This window comes from Dyella sp. (assembly GCF_036568765.1).
Lineage (GTDB): Bacteria > Pseudomonadota > Gammaproteobacteria > Xanthomonadales > Rhodanobacteraceae > GSA-30.
The window spans coordinates 1-3,629 of record NZ_DATCRY010000202.1; the positions used below are offsets into that span (position 1 = coordinate 1).

The following is a 3,629-nucleotide window of genomic DNA, read 5'->3' on the forward strand; positions in this document are numbered from 1 at the left end:
CTACGGGACCTCGTCGTGACTGAAGGGCTGGAGGCACTGGAGGAACGCTGCAGGCAAGCCGGCTTGCCGGTCACTGCGCCGCGACGTGCAGTGCTGGCCGCATTGGCGGCACAAACGCTTCCTGCCGATGCCATCGCCTTGCTGATGCTGGCGCGCAGACACCATGCGCGTGCGAGCATCGGCACGGTCTACCGCTTCATGCGCGAATTGGAGCGCTGCGGCCTCGTGCGAGCTCACAGCCAGGCGCATGGCCGCATTCACTGGCAATGGGGTGACATGACAGCGCCCCCGGCCAATACACCCGACGCAGTCACTGTGCTGCGTCAGATCGCCGAACGCATGGGCTATCGATTGATACGCAACGGCGGCGACTTTATCTACTGACATTCCCACGCCAAGCCATCGCTCGCACGAGCTCGTAGCCGGCATTCCAACCCCAAGGAGACTTCATGGGTATCCATGAATCGCGCATGCTTCGTCATGCGGTCGTGATGCGAGAACTGAAGGTGCTGCGCACGGAGCGACTGACGCCGCATATGCAGCGCATCGTGCTCGGCGGTGCCGCGCTGGCCGGTTTCGTCAGCGCCGCGCCGGACGATCACGTCAAGCTGTTTTTCCCCAACAAGGACGGCCGCATCGTACAGCCCGTGCTCGGCCCGGATGGCCTCGCATTTCCCGCAGACGTCGATCCTTCGCCGATGCGTGACTACACGCCGCGCAGCTACGATGAAGCACGCGGCGAATTGACGATCGACTTCGTACTGCATGGCGACGGCCCGGCAGCCAGCTGGGCGATGCAAGCTCAGCCCGGACAGCGTCTGGGCATCGGGGGGCCACGCGGCTCGCATATCGTCGCTGACGATTTCGATCGCTATGTCATGGTCGGCGATGAAACCGCCCTGCCCGCCATCGGTCGTTGGCTGAAGGAATTGCCGCGCACCGCCAAGGCCATTGCGTTAATCGAGATTCCCGAGCCCGGTGACCATCAAATGTTGGCCTCGCAGGCAGAGGTCGAGCTGCAATGGCTGGAGCGCCAGGGGATCAAGCCCGAAGAAAGCACACTGCTGGAACAGGCATTGGAACATCTGCCGGCCATGCAAGGCGATACCTTCTATTGGATCGCCGCCGAGTCACGACGCGCGCGACGTATGCGCCAATGGCTCAGCGAGCACCGCCATGTACCCAAGGACTACCTCAAGGCCACAGGCTACTGGAAATTCGGCGACGAGGACTAAAAGGTGAACGCGTTGTGAGCAGATCTCACGCGTAACGACACTCTGTATGCATCCGGCGCGGTATGCATGGCACCCAGGCACGATGCATGGGAGTAGCTGGATATGAAGCGCGGCCGGAAGCTGCTGAGCTGGGTCGTCGGCGTACTGGCGTTGTTGATCGTCGTGGCGGTGATTGTCATCGCCACGTTCGACTGGAACCGCGCCAAGCCGTTCATCAATGACAAGGTCAGCCAGGCCATAGGACGTCCGTTCGAGATCCAGGGCGATTTGAGCGTGCATTGGCAGCGCGAACCCGATCAGGGCGGACTTTCCGCCATCGTACCCTGGCCCGAGTTTGTCGCGCAGCGCATCCGCGTGGCCAATCCCGATTGGGCACAGCAGCAGTCGTTTGCCACACTGGACGCTTTACGCTTTCGGCTCTCGCCATTGGCCCTGCTGGCGCACCGCATTACCGTGCCGACAGTACAGCTCGTACAACCGACGATCGATCTGCAGCGCGACAAGCAAGGCCGGTCGACCTGGGACTTCACCCTGCCGCAAAGCACGACGCCATCCGCCTGGACCCTCGATATCGGCGCGATCGGCTTCGATCGCGGCCGCATCGCGCTGGACGATGCGGCCAACAACGTGCAATTGCAGGTCAGCATCGAGCCATTGCAAGAAGCCATTCCCTATGACCAGATCGTCGCCCAACAAGCCGAGCGAGCGCGTGACCAGGCACAGAAGACGGCTGGCAGCGAAGCCAGAAAAACCCTGGCCAACGGCAAGGACGAAGAACCGAAGACACGCCCCGCATCGCCGTATACGTTCGCCTGGCAGGCCAAAGGCAGCTACCAGGGCACGGCGCTGTCCGGCGACGGCAAAACAGGTGGTGTATTGGCTCTGCAGCATAGCGGCCGGCCGTTCCCTGTCCAGGCGGACGTGCATGTCGGCGATTCGCATATCGCGCTGGTCGGCACGCTTACCGACCCTGTACATCTGGCCGCGCTCGACCTGCGCCTGTGGTTCTCCGGCAGCAGCATGGCCAAGCTCTATCCGATCACCGGCCTGACGCTTCCCGATACGCCGCCCTATGCGACCGAAGGCCATCTGGTTGCCGAGCTGCACAAGAACAACAGCCACTTCAGCTACCGCAACTTCCGTGGCCGAGTCGGCGGTAGCGACTTGGGCGGCAACCTGGATTTCACCACGGGGGCGCCACGGCCCAAGCTGACGGGCAAAGTGCATTCGCAACTGCTGCAGTTCTCCGACTTGGGTTCGCTGGTCGGCGCAGATTCCAATGCGCAGAAAGAACAGCGGGGCGATACCACGCCGCAGCCATCGGGCAAGGCGTTGCCTGTGGAGCCCTTCCGCACCGATCGATGGAAAGCGATGGATGCGGATGTCGAATTTACGGGTGGGCGCATCATCCGCGATGCCAACCTGCCGATCGACAACGTCAGCACGCACATCGTGCTCGATGCGGGACGACTGAAGCTGGACCCGCTATCGTTCGGCATGGCCGGTGGCAAGGTCGCCGGCTCGATCCATCTGGATGGCAGCCAGGTACCGATGCGCGGCCGGATGGAATTGAAGGCGCGGCATCTGCAGCTGAAGCAACTGTTTCCCACCTTCCAGGCTATGAATACGAGCTTCGGCGAGATCAATGGGGATATGGCCATGAGCTCGCGCGGCAACTCGGTCGCCGAACTGCTGGCCACCGCCGACGGCGAACTCAAGCTGCTGATGAACAATGGCGCGATCAGTAAGACCCTGCTGGAAACTGCCGGCCTGAATATCGGCAATGTGGTGATGGGCAAACTGTTCGGCGACAAGACCGTCAAGATCAATTGCGCCGCCACGGATATGGTTGCTACGGACGGTGTGTTCCAGACGAAGCTGTTCGTCTTCGATACCGAGGACGCGATCATCGATGTCGAAGGCAACGTCAATTTCGCTACCGAACGCCTGGACCTGGATGTCACGCCCCATACCAAGGGCCTGCGGGTGTTCTCGCTGCGCTCGCCGCTCTACGTCAAGGGCACCTTGAAGAATCCCGATGTCGGGGTGCACACGACAGGCCTGATCCTGCGCGGTGGCGGCGCCCTGGCCCTGGGAGTTTTTGCCGCTCCTGCCGCAGCACTGGCACCCTTGGTCGTTCCCAGTCGCGGTAATGAGGAAAACGCATGCCAGGGAGTACTGGAGCAGATGCGCGGCACAAAGGTAAGCGCTCCCCGACAGCCGAAGGCCACCGGGAAGTAAAGGAAACCTCTAAAAACCTGTCAATGACTTGGACACAGCGAAAACGGATCCTATCGTTGTGGGAGCGACTTCAGTCGCGACAAGGACTTGCGATAAGGCACGATCGTCGCGACGAAAGTCGCTCCCACAGAAGAGCCAGTTCTTAGAGGTTCC

The 3,629-nt window shown here is 61.7% G+C and carries 3 protein-coding genes; all 3 read left to right on the forward strand.

The genetic code is table 11. The features are described 5' to 3' along the window. Nucleotides 1-384: transcriptional repressor (locus tag VIM98_RS14055; RefSeq protein ID WP_331993734.1), on the forward strand; the 384-nt coding region annotated here is incomplete at its 5' end. 65 nt (nucleotides 385-449) lie between these two features. Continuing rightward, the gene (locus tag VIM98_RS14060; RefSeq protein WP_331993735.1) at nucleotides 450-1,235 is read left to right on the forward strand and encodes a siderophore-interacting protein; all 786 of its coding nucleotides are present in this window, start codon (nucleotides 450-452) and stop codon (nucleotides 1,233-1,235) included. Between the two features lie 102 nt (nucleotides 1,236-1,337). Next, entirely contained in the window at nucleotides 1,338-3,476 is a 2,139-nt protein-coding gene (locus VIM98_RS14065; protein ID WP_331993736.1) for an AsmA family protein, read from the forward strand. Nucleotides 3,477-3,629 lie beyond the last annotated feature (153 nt).

What these genes read in the sequence shown, in the direction of transcription:
- VIM98_RS14060 (WP_331993735.1), top strand. Translation starts at nt 450, where the DNA reads ATGGGTATCCATGAATCGCGCATGCTTCGTCATGCGGTCGTGATGCGA.
- VIM98_RS14065 (WP_331993736.1), top strand. Translation starts at nt 1,338, where the DNA reads ATGAAGCGCGGCCGGAAGCTGCTGAGCTGGGTCGTCGGCGTACTGGCG.